14 protein-coding genes are annotated in these 18,669 nt (G+C 72.5%); 6 read left to right on the plus strand and 8 right to left on the minus strand.

Annotated elements, in window-relative coordinates:
• The first annotated feature begins 9 nt into the window (after positions 1–9).
• The 3 genes from ACTWQH_RS14050 to ACTWQH_RS14060 all read left to right on the plus strand — a co-directional run bounded on the left by ACTWQH_RS14050 (position 10) and on the right by ACTWQH_RS14060 (position 5,678).
• Positions 10–2,034 carry a glycoside hydrolase family 31 protein gene (locus ACTWQH_RS14050; protein ID WP_443286835.1) on the plus strand — a complete coding sequence of 675 codons (2,025 nt, stop codon included), beginning with the start codon at positions 10–12 and terminating at the stop codon, positions 2,032–2,034.
• 89 nt (positions 2,035–2,123) lie between these two features.
• Positions 2,124–4,748, plus strand: a complete 2,625-nt coding sequence (locus ACTWQH_RS14055) for a cellulosome protein (protein WP_443286836.1) — start codon at positions 2,124–2,126, stop codon at positions 4,746–4,748.
• 120 nt (positions 4,749–4,868) lie between these two features.
• Entirely contained in the window at positions 4,869–5,678 is an 810-nt protein-coding gene (locus ACTWQH_RS14060; RefSeq protein ID WP_443286837.1) for an SAM-dependent methyltransferase, read from the plus strand.
• Between the two features lie 79 nt (positions 5,679–5,757).
• Here the strand turns inward: ACTWQH_RS14060 and ACTWQH_RS14065 are convergent, their stop codons facing one another.
• Positions 5,758–7,314 carry an SPFH domain-containing protein gene (locus tag ACTWQH_RS14065; protein WP_443286861.1) on the minus strand — a complete coding sequence of 519 codons (1,557 nt, stop codon included), beginning with the start codon at positions 7,312–7,314 and terminating at the stop codon, positions 5,758–5,760.
• Between the two features lie 70 nt (positions 7,315–7,384).
• The gene (locus ACTWQH_RS14070; RefSeq protein ID WP_443286838.1) at positions 7,385–8,080 is read right to left on the minus strand and encodes an ATP-binding protein; all 696 of its coding nucleotides are present in this window, start codon (positions 8,078–8,080) and stop codon (positions 7,385–7,387) included.
• Between the two features lie 14 nt (positions 8,081–8,094).
• On the opposite strand from ACTWQH_RS14070, the gene ACTWQH_RS14075 reads away from it, so the two are divergent.
• Genes ACTWQH_RS14075 through ACTWQH_RS14085 form a run of 3 tightly spaced genes read left to right on the plus strand, consistent with a single transcriptional unit; the run spans position 8,095 to position 12,442 of the window.
• Positions 8,095–8,940 (plus strand): helix-turn-helix domain-containing protein, encoded by an 846-nt coding sequence (locus ACTWQH_RS14075; RefSeq protein ID WP_443286839.1) that lies wholly within the window; start codon positions 8,095–8,097, stop codon positions 8,938–8,940.
• Positions 8,941–8,956: 16 nt separating this feature from the next.
• The gene (locus ACTWQH_RS14080) at positions 8,957–9,232 is read left to right on the plus strand and encodes a DUF397 domain-containing protein (RefSeq protein WP_443286840.1); all 276 of its coding nucleotides are present in this window, start codon (positions 8,957–8,959) and stop codon (positions 9,230–9,232) included.
• Between the two features lie 60 nt (positions 9,233–9,292).
• Entirely contained in the window at positions 9,293–12,442 is a 3,150-nt protein-coding gene (locus ACTWQH_RS14085) for a WD40 repeat domain-containing protein (protein ID WP_443286841.1), read from the plus strand.
• A gap of 72 nt (positions 12,443–12,514) precedes the next feature.
• Here the strand turns inward: ACTWQH_RS14085 and ACTWQH_RS14090 are convergent, their stop codons facing one another.
• The 6 genes from ACTWQH_RS14090 to ACTWQH_RS14115 all read right to left on the minus strand — a co-directional run bounded on the left by ACTWQH_RS14090 (position 12,515) and on the right by ACTWQH_RS14115 (position 18,641).
• The gene (locus tag ACTWQH_RS14090; RefSeq protein WP_443286842.1) at positions 12,515–13,321 is read right to left on the minus strand and encodes an SGNH/GDSL hydrolase family protein; all 807 of its coding nucleotides are present in this window, start codon (positions 13,319–13,321) and stop codon (positions 12,515–12,517) included.
• Between the two features lie 186 nt (positions 13,322–13,507).
• Positions 13,508–14,077: a TetR/AcrR family transcriptional regulator gene (locus ACTWQH_RS14095; RefSeq protein ID WP_443286843.1), complete on the minus strand. Its 570-nt coding sequence runs from the start codon at positions 14,075–14,077 to the stop codon at positions 13,508–13,510.
• A 4-nt stretch (positions 14,078–14,081) separates the two neighbouring features.
• Complete coding sequence (locus ACTWQH_RS14100) at positions 14,082–15,698, minus strand: MFS transporter (RefSeq protein ID WP_443286844.1); 1,617 nt, start codon at positions 15,696–15,698, stop codon at positions 14,082–14,084.
• 97 nt (positions 15,699–15,795) lie between these two features.
• Positions 15,796–16,596, minus strand: a complete 801-nt coding sequence (locus tag ACTWQH_RS14105) for an ABC transporter permease (protein ID WP_443286845.1) — start codon at positions 16,594–16,596, stop codon at positions 15,796–15,798.
• A complete protein-coding gene (locus ACTWQH_RS14110) occupies positions 16,593–17,243 on the minus strand; it encodes an ABC transporter ATP-binding protein (protein ID WP_443286846.1) in 651 nt (216 codons plus the stop codon). The genes ACTWQH_RS14105 and ACTWQH_RS14110 overlap by 4 nt, the downstream gene beginning before the upstream one ends.
• A 99-nt stretch (positions 17,244–17,342) precedes the next feature.
• Entirely contained in the window at positions 17,343–18,641 is a 1,299-nt protein-coding gene (locus tag ACTWQH_RS14115) for a preATP grasp domain-containing protein (RefSeq protein ID WP_443286862.1), read from the minus strand.
• Between the last annotated feature and the right edge of the window lie 28 nt (positions 18,642–18,669).

The following is an 18,669-nucleotide window of genomic DNA, read 5'->3' on the forward strand; positions in this document are numbered from 1 at the left end:
ACACCACACGTGGTCACCTTCCGCACCCCCGGCGGCGCGCTTGAGGTCCGTCACCGCCACGAGGTCCTGCGCATCGAGCCGTGGGGCACCGACAGCGTCCGCGTCCGCGCCGCCCAGTACCGCATCCCCGCCGAGAGCCACGGCGCCCTGGCCGACACCCCGCCCGCCGTCACCGCCGCCCCGGTCACCGTCGGCGCGACCCACGCCACCCTCGTCAACGGCGAGATCACCGTCGACGTCGACATCGACACCTCCGCCGCCTACCCCGAGCCGCTGCTGACCTTCTCCCGCACCTCCACCGGCGAGACCCTGCTGGCCGAGTCCCGCGAGCACTTCTGGATGCCCGGCGCCCGCGCGTACCAGGGCAACCGCTCCGGCGCGTACGAGATCCACCAGCAGTTCGAGGCGTACGCCGGCGAGCGGCTCTTCGGCCTCGGCCAGCGCACCCACGGCCGCCTGGACCTCAAGGGCCTGTCCCTGGACCTCCTCCAGCGCAACGCCGAGGTCTCCATCCCCTTCGTCCTCTCCTCCCGCGGCTACGGCCTGCTGTGGAACGTCCCGGCCGTCGGCCGCGTCGAGTTCGCCGAGAACGCCACCCGCTGGCAGGCCGCCCAGGCCCGCGAGATCGACTACTGGATCACGGCCGCCCCCACCCCCGCCGGCATCCTCGGCCGCTACGCCGACGCCACCGGCCACCCGCCCGAGCTCCCCTCCTGGGCCAGCGGCTTCTGGCAGTCCAAGCTGCGCTACCGCGACCAGGACGAGCTGCTGGCCGTCGCCCGCGAGCACAAGCGCCGCGGCCTGCCGCTATCGGTCATCGTCGCCGACTACTTCCACTGGTCGGCCATGGGCGACTACCGCTTCGACCCCGCCGAGTGGCCCGACCCGCGCGCCATGGTCCAGGAGCTGCGCGAGATGGGCGTCGAGCTGATGGTGTCCATCTGGCCCACGATCTCGCCGCTGTCGGAGAACTACGCCGACTTCCGCGACCAAGGGCTGCTCGTCGGCTCCGACCAGGGCGTGGAGTTCCACCAGACCATCCAGGACAAGGGCATGGCCGCGCCGATGCCGGTGGCGTTCTACGACCCCACCAACCCCGCCACCCGCCTCCACGTCTGGGGCCTGGTCACCCGCAACTACCTCGATCTCGGGATCCGCGTCTTCTGGCTGGACGCCTGCGAGCCCGAGCTGAACCCGGCCCACCCCGCCAACCTCACCCTCTACGCCGGGCCCGGCTCGGAAGTGGCGAGCGTCTACCCGCGCGAGAACGCCCGGCTCTTCGCCGAGGGCATGGCCGCCGCCGGGGAGGAGCCGACCGTGCTGCTGTGCCGCTCGGCCTGGGCCGGCTCGCAGCGCTACGGCGCCGCCGTCTGGTCCGGCGACATCCCCGCCACCTGGGACTCCCTCGCCCGCCAGCTCCGCGCGGGCCTGAACGTCGCCGTCTCCGGCATCCCGTGGTGGACCACGGACATCGGCGGATTCCACGGCGGCGACGCCCGCGACCCGGCGTACCAGGAGCTGATGGTCCGCTGGTTCCAGTACGGCGTCTTCTGCCCGCTGTTCCGGCTGCACGGCGACCGCGAGCCGCGCACGCCGACCGGATACGCCCAGACCGGCGGCCCCAACGAGGTCTGGTCCTACGGCGAGCGGGCCTACGGCATCATCGCCGCCCAGCTCCGGCTCCGCGAGCGGCTCCGCCCGTATATCCACGAGCAGATGCGCCGGGCCGCCCGGACCGGGCTGCCGCCGATGCGGCCGCTGTTCGTCGACTTCCCCGAGGACGAGGCCGCCTGGGGAATCGACGACCAGTTCCTCTTCGGCCCGGACATCCTCGTCGCGCCCGTCACCGCGCCCGGCGTGACGAGCCGCGAGGTGTATCTCCCGCCGCTCCCGGACGGCCGCGCCTGGACGGACGCCAGGACCGGCCTGCTCCACGAGGGCGGCCGGACCGTCACGGCAGAGGCGCCGCTCGACAGCATTCCCGTCTTCACCGTCGAAGGATCCGGCGTTTCCATCAGTTCTCACCAGCCATGACGCCAGGAGCCCCCACAATGGTGCGAGACAGATCATTCAGACCAAAGCGTCTCAAGCTGCTCGCAGCAGGAGCGATAGCGACCACCCTCATGGCGACCTTCCTCACCACCGGCACCAGCGCCCAGCCGGGCTCCCCGGCGCAGGGCGAGACCATCACGATCGACCTCGGCACCGACACCGGCCCGTTCCACGGCGGCGCCAGCGGCACCCTCTACGGCGTCTACGGGGACGGCGTCCCCAGCGCCGCCGCCCTGGAGGGCATGCACGTGCGCACCGTCTCGACCAAGGCCCAGGACGGCGTTCAGCACCCCGGCGCGGACGCGCTGGAAATCCTCCGCCCCTTCGTGGATGCGGGCGGCGAGGACGTCTACGTCTACATGACCGACATCTACCGGGGCTTCCCCTACCAGTGGCCCGGCGACACGGGCGAGGCCCGGCTGAACGACTTCAGGGAGAAGATCCGCACCCAGGTCGAGCAGGCGCAGAGCATGGGGGAGTACGCCGACCACATCGTGTGGGTGCCGTTCAACGAGCCCGAGGGCAACATGTTCGGCACCGGCGAGTGGTCCTACAACGGCGTCTCCTGGCGCGACGACCCGCAGCACTACTTCGCCGCCTGGGAGGAGGTCTACCACCTCATCAAGGACATCGACCCCGACGCCCGCATCGCCGGCCCCAACACCAGCGTGCTCTACGACGAGGTGCGCGACTTCCTCGCCTTCGCCCGCGACAACGACGTGCTGCCCGACGTCATCACCTGGCACGAGCTGTCCACCCCGGCCACCATCCGCACCAACGTCGACAGGTACCGGCAGTGGGAGGAGGAACTCGGCATCGGCCCGCTGCCCATCAACGTCAACGAGTACGGCCACAACTACCACCTCTCCGTCCCCGGCCAGGTCGTGCAGTGGATCTCCGCCATCGAGGAGTCCAAGATCGACGCCGACCTCGCGTACTGGAACATCGACGGCAACCTCAACGACTCCGTCAGCCAGGCCAACCGGGTCAACGGCCAGTGGTGGCTGTTCAACGCCTACGGCCAGATGACCGGCCACACCGTCCAGGTCACCCCGCCCCACCCGGGCGAGCAGTACACCCTCCAGGGCGTCGCCACCCTGGACACGTCCAAGCGCCAGGCCCGCGCCCTCCTCGGCGGCGGCAGCACCGCCACCGACGTCGTCTTCGACACCATCGACCCGGCGGTCTTCGGCGACACCGTCCGCGCCACCGTCCAGGAGATCCCCTGGAGCGGCCAGCTCGGGGACTCCGCCGCGCCGCTGCGCCTGTCCGACACCGAACTCCCCGTCGAGGACGGCCAGGTCACCCTCCCGCTCGGCTCCCTCAACGAGATGTCGGCGTACCAGGTCATCCTCAGCCCCGGCGGCAACGGCGCCGAGCCCGCCCCGCCGTCCGTCCCCTCATGGCGCCAGACCTACGAGGCCGAGGACGCCGCCCACACCGGCACCGGCTACAGCCTCAACGGCCCCGAGGGCTCCCCGGACGACGTCGGCGGCTTCGCCACCTCCGGCGGCTACGACGTCGGCGGCCTGCGCACCGGCTCCGACGTCGCCCTCTCCTTCGACGTCACCGTCCCCACCACCGGCACCTACGACCTGAGCGTCTTCGCCAACTCCCTCAACACCTACGACCTCGTCGCCGAACAGGGCCCCACCAACGTCTTCCTCCGCGTCGACGGCGAACAGCCGCAGGAGCTGCGCCTGCCGCTGGGCTACAAGTGGGTCGTCTGGGACCACGCCGACACCACCGTCGAGCTGCCCGAGGGCCGGCACACCATCACCCTCGCCGCCCAGGACCCCGAACTCGGCGCCACCCAGGGCGACGCCATCGTCGACAAGATCGACCTCTCCCTCCGCGACGAGAACGTCACCGCCCCCGCCCTCCACGAGGCCGAACACGCCACCCTGACCGGCGAGGCCACCCTCGGCTACGGCCCCCGCACCACCGCCACCCTGGCGAACGGCGGCGCGGCCACCTTCTGGGTCCACTCGCCGGCCGCCCGCCGGACCACGGTCTCCATCGCCCACGACGGCGGCGGCACCGCCTCCCTCGCCCTCAACAACACGCTCGTCGAGGGCGTCACCGCCGGCGGCGACCGGCCCGGCACCACCGACATCCCCCTCTTCCTCTCCCAGGGCATCAACAAGATCACCCTCACCGGCGCCTCCGGCGCCCTCGCCGTGGACCGCCTGCTGACCTCCACGCCCACCGACGGCCCGCCGCCCGCCGCCTACCAGGCCGAGGACGGCGAGCTCACCGGCGCGGCGACCGCCACCGACGCGTACGCCTTCGCCACCGGCGGCGCCTCCGTCACCGACATCGGCGACGGCCCGGCCAACGCCCTCACCCTCACCGTCAACGCCGAACGCGCGGGCCAGCACGCCGTCACCATCCGCTACTCCAACGCCGAGGAAGCCCCCGCCACCCACTACAACCCCGACCCCGTCGCCCGCCACGCCGACATCTCGGTCAACGGCGGCGACCCGGTCCGCGTCCTCTTCCCGCCCACCCTCCACTTCAACAATTTCGCCGAACTGACCATCCCCCTCACCCTTCAGGAAGGCTCCAACACCCTCACCTTCACCTCCGAGGAGCTCCCCAACTTCGACGGCGAGACCTACAACCAGTACCAACAGCGCTCGAAATACGCCCCGGTCATCGACCAGCTGACGGTGGCCCCCCTCGCCGAGCGCTGATTCCCTTCACGTTCGCCTTCACGTTCCCCTCCACGCGCCCCCGCGACCGGACACGGCCGTGGGGACGCGTGGCGTGAACGCCGGTTTTCTTAACGGCCCGTCACGTGAGAATGTTTCCCCATGGCAATGGCAGACGACGCACCACCCCCACCCGGGATCGACATCTCCGTCCCCCGCTCGGCCCGCGTGTGGAACTACTGGCTCGGCGGCAAGGACCACTACGCCGTGGACCGCGCCGCCGCCGACGCCTACACCGAGATCTTCCCCGGCATCGTGGACGTCGCCCGCGTCTCCCGCGCCTGGCTCGGCCGCTCCATCCGGTACCTGGGGGGGGAGGAGGGCGTACGCCAGTTCCTGGATGTCGGCTCCGGCCTGCCGACCGTCGACAACACCCACGAGATCGCCCAGCGCGTCGCCCCCGACGCCCGCATCGTCTACGTCGACCACGACCCCCTCGTCCTCGCCCACGCCCGCGCGCTCCTCACCTCCACCGACGAGGGCGCCACGGCGTACGTCAACGCCGACCTGCGCACCCCCGACAAGATCCTCGACGAGGCCGCGAACACGCTCGACCTCGACCAGCCCGTCGGCCTGATGCTCATCGGCGTCCTCGGCCACATCGAGGAGTACGACGAGGCCCGCGCCATCGTCGGCGCCTTGCTGGAGGGTCTGGCCCCCGGCAGCTTCCTCACGCTCTACGACGGGATCGACTCCGAGATCTACGTCCGCGCCAACAACTTCTACAACCAGCAGGGCGGCATCCCGTATATCTCCCGCTCCCCGGAGATGATCGCCGGCTACTTCGAGGGCCTGGAGCTCGTGCCCCCCGGCATCGTCGAGCTGAGCACCTGGCGCCCCGACCCCACGGAGATCGGCACGCGGGTGGGCACGCCGGTGGACGCCCACGGCGGCATGGGCAAGAAGGCCTGAGCGGCGACGGCCGCTCAGGCCTGCTGCGACCTCGACATCCAGAAGTGCCGGCACGGTGGCCGTGCCTGCCGCACACCGGTCAGGAGGTCATGGTCGTCCGCGCGTGCAGACCGACCACGGTGCGCAGGGCGGGCGGCAGCCAGCCCTCCGACGCGAGATCCACATGGCCGGAGAGCCCGTCCACGATGCCGGACGCCGTGGGACGGCCGGCCGGGTCGTCGTCGCGGCAGCGCGCGACGATGCCCTGGAGGGACGACGGCAGCATCGCGAGGGCGGACGCCAGCGGCTCGTCCCCGGCGCCCGCGGCGTGGCAGAGCACCGCGCCGAAGGCGTAGACGTCCGCGGCGAAGCCGGCCTTCTCTCCCCTCAGCTGCTCCGGCGCGAGGAAACCCTGCGTACCGACCACCTGATGCGTGCTGGTCAGGGCCGTGCTGTCGAGAGCCCGCGCGATGCCGAAGTCGATGATGCGCGGACCCGCCTCCGCGACGATGATGTTGCCCGGCTTCAGATCCCGGTGAATGATCCCGCAGGCGTGAATCCCCGCCAGCCCCTCGGCAACGCCCGCCGCGAGCGCGTACAACGACCGTGCGGGCAGCGCCCCGTGCTGCCGCAGCACCTCGCGCAGCGTCGGCCCCGGGATGAACTCGCTCACCAGCCACGGCCTCTCGGCCTCCGGGTCGGCGTCGACGACCTGCGCGGTGTAGAACCCGCCGACCCGCCGCGCCGTCTGGACCTCTCGCGCGAACCGCTGCCGGAAGCCCGGGTCATCGGCGAACCCACGCCGCAGCACCTTGACCGCCACCAGCCGACCTCCCGGCGTGTGACCCAGATACACCGTCCCCATGCCGCCCTGCCCCAGCCGGGCCCGCAGCACGTAACGCCCGAGGCGCGCCGGGTCCTCCTCGCGCAGCGGCAGCGGCTGCTCCCACGCGGGCGCGGGCAACGGCGGCGTGTGCGCCCCGGGCTCGGGAGCCTTGACGACCTTCGTGTCCGCCTCCTGCCTCAGCAGGGCCGCCACCTCGCGCTCCGTCTCGGCCCTCAGCAGCGCGGCACGCTTCTCGCCCTCCGCCTGGAGGATGGCGGCGCGCTTGTCGTGGTCGGCGCGTATCTGCTTCTCCAGCGCGTCCTGGATGGAGGTCGGCGGCTCGATCGCCTTGAGCTGGACGCGGTTGACGCGAATGCCCCACTCGCCGGTCGCCTCGTCCAGCACGCCGCGCAGCGCGGCGTTGATCTCCTCGCGGGAGGCGAGGGTCTGCTCCAGGTCCATGCGACCGACGATGCTCCGCAGCGTGGTGACCGTGAGCTGCTCCATGCCCGCGATGTAGTTGGTGACCTTGTACGTGGCGGCCCAGGCGTCGGTCACCCGGTAGTGGACGACCGTGTCGATGTGCACCACGAGGTTGTCCTGGGTGATCACCGGCTGGGGCGGGAACGGCACGATCTGCTCGCGGAGGTTGATGCGGTAGCGGACCCGGTCGATGAACGGAACGATGACGCTGAGACCGGGGTCGAGCGTGCGGATGTGGCGGCCGAACCGCTCCACGATGGCGGCGTTCCCCTGCTGGACCACGTGGATCGCCTTGACCAGCGCCACGACCACCAGTACCACCACCAGTACCACCACGACCGCCAGCACGATGATCGCAGCGTCCACCGTGAACTCCCCCGTTCCGTCGCCGCCTTGGTACGTCGTGGAGCTCAGTCTGTCACCAGGTGAGGCGAAGACGAAGGCGAGGAGGACGGAGACGGAACCCGAAGGTCGGCGCGGAACGCGGAGTCCCTTCGCCGCCGCCAGCCTCGCGCGGTGCGTCAACGCCTGCCCCCAACGCCTCCCGTTCGCGCACACGTTCCGGTACCGGCTTGACGCTGAGCTGAAAGAAGACGCGCTTGGCCTGGCCGCCGACCGCCTCGATGCCCCAGGACTCCGACAGGTCCCGGACCATGGCGAGCCCCCGCCCGTGCTCGTCCTCGGTCCCGGCGCGCGTGGCCTGCGGACGGCCGCCGCCGAAGTCGGTGACGCCGACGGTGAGATGCCCGCCCGCGACGCCGATCTCGACGATGAACTCGCTGCTCGCGGGCGCGTGGACCACGGCGTTGGTGGCGATCTCCGAGGTCAGCAACTCGGCCACCTCCGCCACGTCGTCACCGCACTCCCACGCGAGCACCGCGTTGCGCACGGCCTTTCTCGCGCGACGCGGGGCCCCCTCCGTCGCCCAGTACCGATAGACCCGCCTCATCCCACCACCATCCACGCTCAGTTGACGCGCCGCCACCCGAAGTAGGCGATCCCGTGGACACGCTAGACCTCGCCGTGACACCATGACAAGTGCCAAATCTGCACTCGTGCATGTGTGTGGTTTGGTGGCCGGGTCTGCCTGGACGGGGGCGGGCCGAAGACGCATTCAGGGAGGGATGCATGCCGAGCACGTTCCGCAGCCGCAGGCTCGGGGCTGAGCTGCGCGACATTCGTGACAGGTCGGGGATCAGCTCGGAGGTGGTCGCGAAGGAGATGGGCTTCTCGCGCCCGAAGCTCACCCGCATCGAGCAGGGCGAGGTGAAGGTCTCCAAGAACGACCTCAAGGCTCTGCTGCACCTGTACGGGGTGGACGATTCCGAACGGGTGAACCATTACATCGAGGCGGCGCGCGACGCGCACAAGTCGGGCTGGTGGAAGGCGTACCAGGACTCGCTGCCGCGCAGCTACACGGACTTCATCTCGCTGGAGACGGAGGCCACGGAGATCAAGAACTTCCAGCCGATCCTGATCCCGGGCCTCTTCCAGACGGAGGCGTACACGCGGGCGGTGATCCAGGCCAACCCGACGGTCATCCCGCCCGCCGGCATCGATGAGCTGGTGAAGATCCGCCGCGAGCGGCAGGCCGTTCTGGAGCGCGAACAGCCGCCCCGCGTCTGGGCGATCATCGGTGAGTCCGCCATCCGCCAGGCCATCGGCGGCGCCCAGGTCATGCGCGACCAGCTCGCGCGACTCGAGATGCTGACGGAGTACCCGAACGTGGTCATCCAGGTGCTGCCGCACAGCGCGGGCGCCCACGCCGGGCTGAACGGCGCGTTCGTTATCTTCGGGCTGCCGAAGGACCCGGATGTGGTGAGCGTGGAGAACATGACGGGCACGCTGTACATGGAGCGGCCGGGCGAACGCCAGAGCTACGGTGAGGCGTTCGACCACCTCAGGGCGGCCGCCCTGAGTCCGGTCGACTCGCTCGCGCTCATCCAGCGGGTGGCGAGCGACATGAAGGAATAGCGGGAAAGGGAAGACGATGGCATCCCGGGACGGGGTAGGGCCGTGGCGCAGGAGCAGCTACAGCGGCGGCAACGGCAACTGCGTGGAGGTCGCGCCGCTCGCCTCATGGCGTAAGAGCAGCCACAGCGGCACCAACGGCGACTGCGTCGAGGTGGCCGCCTTCGCGGCCCACGATGGCCGCGCCGTGCGGGACTCCAAGGATCCGTCGGGGCCCGTGCTGACCTTCGGCGATGCCGAGTGGTCGGCGTTCATCAGCGGCGCGAAGCGGGGGGCGTTCGCCTCCGGCCGCTGACATCGAGGCGTCCGCCGCCGCCTGGTGGAGGACGCCTCTTTAACCCCCTAGTAGAGTCCCGTGACCATGGACCTGAGCGGACGCACGGTCGTGCTGTACGGGGACTTCGACCCGGCGGTGACACGCCGCCTGACGGCGCTCGGCGCCCGCGTGGCGGAGACGGTGACCGACGAGACGGACGCGATCTTCCTCGCCTTCGGCGCGCGCGGGCCGATACCCCGGACCGACGCGATGCTGCGCACGCCGTACTTCGACGAGGAGGCGCTGCTGGGGCTGCTGGAGCGTCAGGAGGCCCAGCGGACCGGCAACGGCGCCTTCGCCGCCGCCCGGGAGCACCCGCCGCTGTTCCTGCCGCCGGGCGCCCTGGACGACGCGGGCGACGCCAAGGCGCTGTGCGCCCTGCTGGAGGACGCCGACTGGTCGGCCTTCACGCCCGACCGCGACCTGCCGGCGCTGCGCGCCTGCCTCACCGAGCTGGAGCGGGTCGAGGGCGGCGTGACCGACGCCCATCGCCTCGCCACGCGGCGGCTGCTCGACACCGGCACGGCGCGGCTGCTGCACCCGTACGGCCACGACGTGGAGATCGTCGGTCACGCGCTGAGCCCGGACGGCCGCTACCTCGCCACCGGGAGCTGGACGGGCGACGACTACGAGGCGGGCGGCGTTCTCCAGGTCTGGGAGGTCGCCACCGGCCGGTGCGTCAACACGGTGACCGACATCGACGGCGGCGTGGGCTGGCCGGACTACGCGCGCACGATCCAGTGGTCGGCCGACGCCCGCCGCCTCGCGGTCGCCTTCTGCACCAACATGGTCGGCGTCTGGAGCGCGGACGCGGACAGCTCCCTGCCGGTCGCGACGATCGACGTGTCGGACGGCAACTCGCGGCCCTCGGAGTTCGCGCTGTCGCCCGACGGGCGGCGCGTCTACCACCACTGCGGCACCAACGGCGACGGCGGGCTCCAGGGCTGCCTCGTGCCGCTGGAGCGCGGCCGGCTGAGCTGGCTGCCCAACCACGTGGACGACGACCACCCCTACCTGATGACCCGGCGGATGCCCGAGGTGGTGCGGGCGGAGTTCGAACGCCCCCAGCGGGGCGACGACGGCGACTTCCGGGTCGGGCAGTGGATCGAGCGGCCGGTCTGGTCGCCCGACGGCAGGCGGCTCTTCGGCTCCAACGCCCTGTGCCTGGACGCCGAGAGCCGCGAGGTGCGGTGGTACACGCCTGCCACGATGGCCATGCCCAGCCCGGACGGCCGTCTCGTCGCCGCCGTGACCGATGACGGGTTGTTCATCCGGGACGCGGCCGATGGCCGGATCCGCTTCGGCCCGCTCCCCTTCACGGGGCCCTGCTCGCTGCACTGGACCGCCCTGAGGGGCGGCGGCAGCCGGCTGGCCCTGCTGACGAGCTGGCAGGACATGGACCCGCCCGCCGTCCACCTCTTCGACGACGACCGCCAGGTGGGGAGCGCCTCGATCCCGCACGCCGAGTGGCCGGACGACGAGCCGTGGGTGGGGGACCGCGCCCCGTGGGCGTGGGCGCCGGGCGGGGAGGAGGCGGCGTTTTTGACGTGGGAGGACACGGTCCAGGTCTGGTCCTTCGCCGATCCCGCGCGCGCCCGGCGACTGCGGATACTGCCCGCCGAGGACGCGCACGCGGTGCACTGGGGGGCGGAGGACACGCTGGTGCTGGTGGGCGCCACGCGCGTCCGGTTCGTGCGGGCCGGGACCGGCGAGGACGTGGGCGACTTCACCTTCCTGCGGGTTCCCGAGGGGCGGCGGCCGGTGGAGGGGGACGCCGCCGTCGACTTCCGGGAGCGGATCTTCGCCCTGGACGAGGACACGTGGGCCATGACGCTGGCGCCCGACGCCGTGATCGTGCCGCCGGCACCCGGCCCTGGCCCCGGCCCCGGCTCCGGTCCGGGACACGGTCCGGAGCACGGCCCGGGACACGGCCGGGCACAGGGCCGGGCACCCGGCCGGGCACCCGGCCGGGAGGAGGCGTTGGACTCCGTCCTCGCCTGGGCGGTCGGACGCCGCCACGCCTGGCCGGTGCGGTGGGGCGAGCTCCGCGTGGTGCCCGACGCCCTGGCCGCCGTCGAGCTGCCCGGCTCGCAGGAGGCCGAGATGCTGCGCGAATACCGCGAGGAGCTGGCGGCGCCCGTCGAGGAGCCCGTGCCGTGGCCGCCGCCGAACACGGCGACCGCGGACGATCTGTTCAACGCCGCGCACCGCAGCCTGGCCACCCTGGAGCGCGACCGCTGGGGCTATCACACCGGCCGTTACCTGCGTGTCGCCGCCCGGCTCCGCGCCCGGCGCGGCGGGGCGGCGGCCGCGATGGCGATGGTGGCGGACATCCCCTACGTGGCGGAGGGCATCGCCGCGGCGTCCGACGTGACGATGATCCTCGCGCGCGGGGGGCGAGCGAACGCGGCGCGTGCGGCGTTCGACCGCGCCGAGACCCTGCTGGCAAGGGCCGTGGCCGCCGGGGAGGAGCTGGACGCCGACACCGCCTCGTCCTTCGCGGGCGCCTGCCGCGCGATGGGCGACGCGGCCCGCGCCGAGGAGTGGTTCCGGCGCGCCCGCGCGGCCATCACGGTCGAGCCGAACCCGTGGGAGGACCACCTGGCGGTGATGCACTCGATGCTGGAGTGCGGGCGGGAGGACCTGGTCCGCGAGCTGCTGGCCGACCGCGACAGCCACCCGCCCGCCGGCTTCCACAGCGAGCAGGACTGGATGGTGTACCTGGTGCGGGGCGGGCGCATAGACCTGGCGCGGGAGTTCCAGGCGCTGCCGGGCTGGGAGGTCCCCTACGAGGTGCTGCGCGCGCTGGCCGAGGCCGGGCGGCCCGACCTCCTGGAGGGGTGGGGCGGGCACAACTGGGCGCTCGAGGACGAGCTGATCGAGCAGGCCGAGCTGGCCGCGTGGGAGGGCACCCTGACGCCCATCCGGCCGCTGACGCCGACCGAGCGGGACGTGGAGGAGCTGGCCGAGGGCTACGCCGAGATCCTGCGCACGCCGCACGCCAAGCGGCAGCGGCCCATCCGGGTGCTGATCGACAAGGCAGCCGCGTGCGGGCATCTCTCGGCCGTGCTGGACCTGCTGGAGCTGGTGCCGAGCAGCCACGACATCAACGACCGGCCGGGCGTGGCGTTCGGGGCGCTGTGGATCGCGCTCACCGGCTCCAGGGGCGGCATCCGCATGCCGTGGTGACCAACGCGGCGCCGGGAGCCCGGTGCCGCCGGACTCCCCGCGCGTCTTCGGTTGTCAATCCGCTCAGTCTGTTCAGTCGTTGGCGTTGAGGACCGGCAGGTAGCCGCTGCCGTGGCCGAGGGCGGTGGGGTGGTAGGACTCCCAGACCGTGGTCGAGAGGTCGTGGAGCCAGTCGTCGCCGGAGCAGAGCTCGTGGCCGTCGAAGGTGGTGCGGACGTCGCCGAAGCGGAAGCCGTGGGCGGCGGCGCGTGCGGAGATCACGGAGTTGAGCAGGTCGGCGGCGTCGTTGATGGCCTCGCGCTTGGTCTCGCCGATGCCGATGCACCACCACGAGGGCTCGATGTACATGCGCGGGTAGCCCATGACGACGACGCGCGCGTTCGGGGCGCGGGCGCGGATGGCGCCGTAGACGGTGCTGAGGCGGCCGGGGAGGGTGCTGCTGATGAACGTCCTGGCCGTCTCGACGCGGTCGAGGCAGGCGTCGACCGTGCCGATCACGCAGGTCGTCATCACGTCGGCGAACCCGGCGTCGTTGCCGCCGATGCTGATGCTGACCAGCCCGGTGGACGAGTTGAGCGCCCCCAGCTGGCTGCTGGTCACGTCGCTGGTCACGGCGCCGGAGCAGGCGGCGAAGGAGAACGAGGAGGGGCTGTTGGCGGCGGCCCAGCGCGCGGGGTAGGCGTTGTTGCTGCGGTGGCAGTCGCCGCTTGAACTGATGTAGCTGCCGGCGCCGTTGCCGGAGGAGTAGGAGTCGCCGAGGGCAACGTAGGCGGGTCCGGCCGCTTGTGCGGAACCCGTGCCCAGCAGGGTGAGGAGGAGAGCGAAGGCGAAGACGAGGACGGATGCTGCTGACGCGGATCTGAAGCGGGTCAGTCTCACGGAACCTCCATCGGCAGGATCACTGCGGGAGTTGTTGTAGCAGGCAACCCGCGTAGATGGAAGTGTTCATGCCAATAGTGGAGAGGTGTTGACCGGCGCGTGCGCAAGCCCTTTCCGTGTGGGGAACCGCGCGCAACCCGGAGTTCACCCCGCGCGCTTCAGGGCGGGGCGGGAGGGCTGCCGGCGTTATGGGCCGGTGCCCAGCAGCGCCTTGCTGAGGACCGCCAGGATGTGGTCGGGGTCGGCCTCGCGGTCGTCGAGAAGGATCGCCGCGCACAGGCCGTCGGACACGGCGACGAGGGCTTCGATCGCGTCCGGGTCACCGGTCCGTGTCCGGGCGAGCTCCGCGACGTTGTCGCGCCAGCGGCGCGCCACGGGACGCAGGGCGGGCCGGCGAGCCGCCAGCGTCGACAGCTCGCGTTCGGCGAGCGCGCGCTCGCGGCCGGGTCCGGCGGATTCGGCGATGAGCCGGGCGAGCCCGTCGAGCGGGTCGTCCTCGGTGTCGATGAGCTGGCGGATGCGGCGGGTGTACGCGTCCGCGACGCTGGTCAGGGCGGCCACCAGCAGGTCGTCGAGGGTGGCGTAGTAGTAGAGCGTCAGGCTGGTGGTGATCCCAGCCTCCTTGGCGACCGCCCGATGGGTGACGCCGGCGGCGCCGTCGCGGCGGACGATGGTGAGCGTTGCCTCGATGATCTGGGCCCGGCGGCGTTCACCGCGCAGCTTGCGCCTGTCGACCGTTTCCTGTTCAGCCGCCATCGTCTCACCCGTTGTCGCCGCTCCCGTGGGTCGAGGCTATCGGCTCGGCCCCGGGGTTGGCGTCGCCGAGGGGCCGGACGTGCCGCAGTGTCGTGAAGCAGGCCAGCGAGGCGGCCGCTACGGCGATGCCGGCCGCGACGGCGGCGGTGTTGAGGCCGCCGGTGAAGGCGGCTCGTGCGTGGTCGAGAGCCAGGGCCGGCAGCTGGTTCGCCGGCAGCTGGTCCATGAGGGACTGGTCCATGGCGGACTGGTCCAAGACGGACGACGCTCCGGAGAGGCTGTCGGCGTACGCCTCGGCCGCGGACGGGGACAGCCAGGCCGGGGCCTCGACCCGGCTCCGGTAGATCGCCGTGGTGAGGCTTCCCAGGAGCGCGACCCCTGCCGCGATGCCGAGTTCCTGCACGGTCTCCGACAGCGCGGCCGCCGATCCGGACTTCTCCGTGGGTGCCGCACCCACGACGATGTCCGTGCCGAGTGCGGCGATGACCCCGAGTCCGAGGTAGACGAACGCGAATCCGGCGACCACGCTCAGCTTGCTGTCGGTCCCGGCGAGGGCGAGCAGCGCGTATCCGGCGAGCGACAGCGCCAGGGCGGCCGACATGACGACGCCGGGTGACACGCGACCGGCCACGAGGGGCGCTCCCAACGCCCCGATGAGCATGGCCAGCGCGGGCGGGCCCATCCACAGCCCGGCCGTCGTGGGGGAGAGGTCCTCGACGAACTGCAGGTACTGGGTGACCAGGAACATCACCCCACCGAATCCGACGAGGCCGATCAGCAGGACGCTCAGGGCCGCGGAGAAGGCCCGGCCGGTGAAGAGCTGCATGTCCAGCAGCGGCTCGCTGAGGCGCAGTTGGCGGCGTACGAAGGCGACCGCGGAGCCGCCACCGAGGAGGACGGCGCCCAGCGCCTGGGGGTCGATGCCGTGGGTGGCCGCGTGCTTGATCGCGTAGACGACCGGCAGCATCGCCGCCAGGGACAGCCCGACGCTCAGCATGTCGAGCCGGCCGGCGCGGGTCCGGAACTCCGGCAGGAGCGATGGCGCGCCGGCCAGCACGAGCACAGCGACCGGCACCGCGATGAGGAAGACCGCACCCCACCAGAAGCCGGAGACCAGCACGCCGCCCACAATCGGGCCCGCGGCCATCCCCAGGGCGAACATCGTGGCCCACACGCCGATCGCCAGCGCACGTTGCCGGACGTCCGTGAACATGGTGCTGATGAGTGACAGCGTCGAGGGCATGAGCGTCGCTCCGGCCACGCCCAGCAGCGCCCGCGCCACGATCAGCCACAGGGCGTTGGGGGCGAACGCCGCGAAGACCGAGGCCGCGCCGAACGCGGCCATGCCGATCATCAGCAGCCGGCGGCGCCCGACCCGGTCGCCCAGCGTCCCCATCGTGATCAGGAACCCCGCGATGAAGAAGCCGTAGGCGTCCATGATCCACAGCGTCTCGGTCGTGGTCGGCTCCAGGTCCGCGGCCAGGCTCGGAACGACGAGGTAGAGCGCCGTCACATCGAGCCCCAGCAGCATGGTCGGCAACGCCAGGAGCGCGAGACCACCCCACTCGCGCAGCCCAGCACGCGCCGACTGTGCCGGCTGCGCCGACTGCCTCGCGCTCATCCCGTCTCCTTCCCCCCGGACTAGTTGAACTCGTGTACTAGTTGTACCATGGTTCAAGATTGGTGGGGATGATGCCGGAAGGAGTCCCGAGCAGCGGCTAGTGCTCCGCCGTCCGCGCGATGTGCCTCAGGCGGTGGTCGGGGGTGAAGAGGCGCCGGATCAGGCCCAGGGTCACGACGGCCGTGGTCGTGGCGACCGAGCCGAGGACCAGGAACATGACGACGGCCTGGACGAGGACCGCCTGCGTGGGGGAGACCCCGGCGATGATCAGGCCCGTCATGGCGCCGGGGAGGAAGACGAGACCGGTGGCCTTCGTCGTCTCGATCTGGGGGGAGAGCGCCGAGCGCAGGGCGGAGCGGACGTAGGGGGCGGCGGCCTGGCGGGAGGGGTGGCCCAGGGCCAGGCGGGCCTCGACCTCGGGGCGTTTGTCGCGGAGTTCCTCGACGAGGCGGCGGGCGGCGACCACCGTGGCCGTCATGGAGTTGCCGACCATCATCCCGGCGATGGGGACCACGGTCTGGCTCCGCAACGGCAGGACGCCCAGGCCGAAGACGACGCCCAGGCTGATCACGGCGGCGGTCGCGAAGGCGGCGATGGAAAGGGGCAGGATGCGCGGCACCTCGGGGGCGCGGCGGCGCGCCACGTCACCGGCGTAGGCGATCATGGCCGCGACCCACAGCCAGGACCACGCCAGCGAGCGGCCGGGCTCGACGAGGAGGGCCAACGCCCCGCCCACCAGCAGGAGTTGCACGAGCGCGCGGGCCGCCGCCCACAGGATCTGGCGTTCCAGGCCGAGCCGCCGCCACAGTGAGACGGCCGCCGCGACGCCCACCAGGGCGAGGGAGACGGCCAGCCCGGCCGCGCTGATCAGGTCGTCGTCGTTGCCGAGGGCGTTCACGCCGCGTCCTCCTCCTCGTCGTCCGCCGCCGCCCGTCCGCCGACCACGCGCAGCACCCGGTCGGCCATCCGCTCCACCTGCGCCGGGTCATGACTGACCCACAGCACGGTCGTGCCCTGCCGGGCCCGCTCCCGCACGGCCTCCTCGATCAGGGACGCGGCCTCGGCGTCCAGCGCCGAGGTCGGCTCGTCCAGCAGCAGCACCTCGGGCTCGGTGATGAGCGTGCGGGCCAGGCAGACCCGCTGCGCCTCGCCGCCGGACAGCGCCGTGGCGTCGCGGTCGAGCCAGTCCGCCTCCTCCAGGGCCACCCGCGCCAGGGCCTCGCGCATCTCCGCGCGGCTCACGTCCGGCCGGGCCGTGAGCAGGTTGTCGGCGACCGAGCCGGGGAACGGCGTCGGCCGCTGGAAGACCATGCCGACCTCGCGCCGCAGCCGCAGCGGGTCCAGCTCCGCCACATCCCGGCCGCGGAAGAGGACCCGGCCCGAGGTCGGCACCTCCAGGCGGTTGCACAGCCGCAGCACCGTGCTCTTCCCCGCCCCCGAGGGACCGACCAACGCCGTCACGCCGTCCGGCGGCACCCGCCCGGAGAACCCGTCCAGCGCCCGCACCCCGGCGCGCTCCACCACAACCGTGTCGAAGACGAACATGGCGTGATCCTCGCATCGCCGCGACACATCGCCGCGACAAGCCGAGTTGCCCGCCGCAGGCGCAGCACCGCGCGCTGCGGCAGGGGTCCGCCAGCGGCTTCACGGCGCGCGACTCCCGTCGCGTAACAGCGCGTGCAGCTCGCGCTCCAGGCGTTCGGCCCGCCCGCGGTCCGGCGCGACGACGGCGTAGTGCCAGCCGGCGGAGTGCCGGCCGGCGTCCGGCGCGGTGGCCTCGGCGGAGAACACCACGCCCTCCGCGCGTTGACGGTTCCAGGCCAGGCCCGCCTTCCGCAACAGCGCCTCCGCGCGGGCCACGTCGCCGTGGTGAGGGCCGGGGCGGGAGTCGATGACCCAGGCCGGGGACGGCGTACGCGACAGGCGGCGGGCCAGGGCGTGGCGGGCGGTGGTGGCGGTGCGGCGGACGTTGGACTCCAGGGCGCAGAGGCGGGAGCCGGGGCCGGCGGTGAGGGCGGCGTCGAGGCTGAGGCGGCCTCGGTAGCCGCGCTCCGCGAGATGGGTGCCGAGCCGCAGCGCCGCGTCGGCCAGCGCCGGGGGCGGGTCGGGCAGCGGGGAGACGAAGCCGTGGAAGGCGTTGCCCCGGGTGCGCATCTCGCCGGTGTAGACGAGCTCGGGCCCGGCGGGCGTGACCTCGACCTGGGCGCTGACGTCGCGGGCGACGGGCAGGTGCTCCTCGACCACCCAGCCCTCGGCCTGCGGGCCGAGGGCCGCGCGGTGGGAGGCGAGGCGTTCGTCCAGGGCGTCCAGGGCGTCCAGGCCATCGGCTCGCGCGAACGACATGTGCCCGTGGCCGCCCGCCGCCCGGGCGGGCTTGAGCAGCACGCGCGGATGCGCGGCCAGCATCTCGCGCACGGCGGCGGCGAGGGCCGGCCCGTCGTCGGGGCAGAAGCGGCCCGCCGGGACGCGGATGCCGAGCGCGACGGCCGTCTCGCGGAAGCCCCGCTTCGTGTTGAGCGCGAGGGCCGACGCCAGGGCGCTGTCCGGCACGCCGCCGGGCCCGTAGGGGTGGACCGGGACGCCGAGGCGGGCGGCGAAGTCGACCGTGCGGTGGTCGAGCACCATCGGCAGCAGCTCGATGCCGGGGCGGGCGGCGACGGCGGCCCGCAGGCGCCGGCGCAGCCCGGCGGAGGACTCGACGGCGTCGGCGAGCGGCACCGTGGGATCGGGCGGGGCGGCCAGCAGCGTGATCGAGGCGGGGTCGAAGCCGAGCAGCCCGCAGACGTACGCCGTGAACGCCTCGCTCACCGGGAACTGCGTCACCAGCACGTCACCCGGCCGCATCAGCCACAGCTTGCGGGAGGACTGCACCATGCCCTGGAGGTTGAGGTCGGGGGAGTGGGGGCCGCCGACGGTGTCGGAGACGAAGTTCGCGAAGAACACCAGCTTCAACTGACCCTCCTTGCAACAG

This window comes from Streptomyces sp. 6N223 (assembly GCF_052246635.1).
In the GTDB taxonomy this organism is placed as follows: domain Bacteria; phylum Actinomycetota; class Actinomycetes; order Streptomycetales; family Streptomycetaceae; genus Streptomyces.

Excerpts from the sequence above, each read along its gene's own strand:
- ACTWQH_RS14055 (WP_443286836.1), top strand. The coding sequence starts at position 2,124 with ATGGCGACCTTCCTCACCACCGGCACCAGCGCCCAGCCGGGCTCCCCG.
- ACTWQH_RS14060 (WP_443286837.1), top strand. The coding sequence starts at position 4,869 with ATGGCAATGGCAGACGACGCACCACCCCCACCCGGGATCGACATCTCC.
- ACTWQH_RS14070 (WP_443286838.1), bottom strand. The coding sequence starts at position 8,080 with ATGCGTCTTCGGCCCGCCCCCGTCCAGGCAGACCCGGCCACCAAACCA.
- ACTWQH_RS14075 (WP_443286839.1), top strand. The coding sequence starts at position 8,095 with ATGCCGAGCACGTTCCGCAGCCGCAGGCTCGGGGCTGAGCTGCGCGAC.
- ACTWQH_RS14080 (WP_443286840.1), top strand. The coding sequence starts at position 8,957 with ATGGCATCCCGGGACGGGGTAGGGCCGTGGCGCAGGAGCAGCTACAGC.
- ACTWQH_RS14095 (WP_443286843.1), bottom strand. The coding sequence starts at position 14,077 with ATGGCGGCTGAACAGGAAACGGTCGACAGGCGCAAGCTGCGCGGTGAA.
- ACTWQH_RS14100 (WP_443286844.1), bottom strand. The coding sequence starts at position 15,698 with ATGAGCGCGAGGCAGTCGGCGCAGCCGGCACAGTCGGCGCGTGCTGGG.
- ACTWQH_RS14110 (WP_443286846.1), bottom strand. The coding sequence starts at position 17,243 with ATGTTCGTCTTCGACACGGTTGTGGTGGAGCGCGCCGGGGTGCGGGCG.